The sequence below is a fragment of the Megasphaera intestinihominis genome (assembly GCF_040096415.1).
Taxonomy (GTDB): domain Bacteria; phylum Bacillota; class Negativicutes; order Veillonellales; family Megasphaeraceae; genus Megasphaera; species Megasphaera intestinihominis.
In genome coordinates this window covers 1-1,992 of record NZ_JBBMEU010000125.1, presented here as the reverse complement: position 1 = coordinate 1,992, position 1,992 = coordinate 1, and the positions used below count along the sequence as shown (strand labels likewise).

Annotated in this window: 2 protein-coding genes; both read right to left on the bottom strand. The window is 47.8% G+C overall.

The genetic code is table 11. The features are described 5' to 3' along the window. Positions 1-93 precede the first annotated feature (93 nt). Entirely contained in the window at positions 94-1,728 is a 1,635-nt protein-coding gene (locus WMO23_RS11240) for an IS1182 family transposase (protein WP_292282715.1), read from the bottom strand. 30 nt (positions 1,729-1,758) lie between these two features. Further along, a partial coding sequence (locus tag WMO23_RS11235) for a hypothetical protein (protein WP_349174112.1) occupies positions 1,759-1,992 on the bottom strand: 234 nt, incomplete at its 5' end.

Genomic DNA, 1,992 nt, shown 5'->3' with positions numbered 1-1,992 from the left:
TCTCTTTTTTTAGCTAAACGTAAAAAAGGTACACGAAACAGACCGGCCATCCAGTCGGCAAAAAACGTGTGCCTTTGCTATGTATATGGTTATTCAAGCACTCTTTTTCACTTTTTTTAAGGAATAAAGGTATGTCCCGAAATTGCCGGATTGCAGCTTGTGATGTAAGGTCAAGACATTGTGGGCCATTGCCAGTATGATGCTGGTTGCCAGGGCGTTCTCCGTTCCATGGCTCAAAAAACGCCGGAACGACAGATTCGCCTTGATGTCGGAAAAAGCGCCTTCAGACTGGATGGAACGGTTCATTCGAAGCATCTTCCCTGTAGGAGAACTGATGTGAGCTTCCATTTCGGCCCGTTGGGCTTGGAACCTTTTAGAAAGTTCTAATTGCTTCGTCCTTTTTTCCAACGGCTTCTTGCTGCGATTGCCATGAATGCATCCTTTCTTATAGGGACAGTCCGAACAATCCTCACAGACATAATGGCTTTTGCGTATTTTAAATCCCGTGCTGGTTGTTTCGGTCTTTTTCCCAACACAGGTCAGCTTACGGTGATTGTGGCAATAAAAGACATCATTTTTCGCATCATAGTCCATATTCTGGAATTTGCCAATATCTTTTTTGAAACGGCGTTTTTTCCGCTGCTCATGGTCGGACGGTTTGATGTAAGCATCATACCCCTGTTCGGCGAGCTTCGTGTAATTTTCTTCGCTTTCATAGCCGGAATCTGCAATGATACGGGTATACTGGAAAGGGAAATGCTTGCGAAAATCTTCGAGGAAAGGCAGCAGGGTGGTACAATCTGAAGTCTGCGGTCCGACAGTGACCCAGGTAACGAATCCAGCGTCCACGCTATATTGTACATTATATGCAGGCTTGACCTGGCCGTTTTTCATGGCGTCTTCTTTCAGATGCATGAAGGTGGCATCGATATCGGTCTTGGCATAGCTGTTCCGGTCCCCGCAGTAATGAAGCTGGACGGCGTACTCTTTTGTCTTATGCAGGAAATCCTTGGCTTTTTCAATGGCCTTTTGCAATGGCGTCTTACGATGGCCTTTGCCATGGACGAAAACGATGTGTCCTTCTCGTTGAAGCCGTTTTAATTTCCCCAACAGCCGCCGTAAATGGTACCGATGGACAGCGTGTGTATGGAGCACTTGGATGCCAAAGAGTTCCTGGGTCTTAAGAATAAAGCCCGGAATTTTTGCTAATACTTTGGCCTGCCGTTTCGTGACACTCTTCTTCCAGACAAAAGTGTATTTATTGGCAACAGATTCGATTTTTGTCCCATCGATGAACAAATTCTTCAGCGATAAGGCCCCGGCCTGAGCCAAGACGGCATCCATGTCGGCAAACAAGGTCCGGCTGCATGCCGCCATATGATGAGAACGGAAACGGGCGATAGTCGCATGATCGGGAACGGGTTTCCCTTCCAGCAGATATTGGAAATTCAAATCTCTCCGGCAAGCCGATTCAATACGACGGGAACTGAAAATCTGGTTCATGCTGGCATAAATAACGATGGCCAGTAACTGGCGTGGTGAAGCCTGATTTTTCTCGATACGAGAATACGTCTGGTACAGCGGTGATAAATCCATCCTTTCTATGAGCAGCTTCACTAACCGCACGGGATCGTCATCCGGAATCTGAAATGAAATATTCAAGGGAAGTGATAGTTGATAAGGCGCTTCCCATATTGTATAATTGACATGCGTATTTAGTGTCGTCATAACTCTATTTTACGCGCAATCCCGGGCTTTTTACAGTCCGGGATTTGTTTTTTTCAGATTTTTTTGTTCAGCCCTAATGGATACGGCTGCCTGGCCCCTGGCGGGTGACATTGCGGGAACGACCTCGGTCCGGCGCGGTCCGGGTAGGCCGTGCCGGATGCCGTGCGTGCTATTTGCGTCCGGCGTGCTGCTTTGTTTGAGCGCAGCGAGTTTCAGCACGCCAGCAAATGGCACTCTCGGCAAGAGGAGTGGAGCACGCGAACC

Excerpts from the sequence above, each read along its gene's own strand:
- WMO23_RS11240 (WP_292282715.1), bottom strand. The coding sequence starts at position 1,728 with ATGACGACACTAAATACGCATGTCAATTATACAATATGGGAAGCGCCT.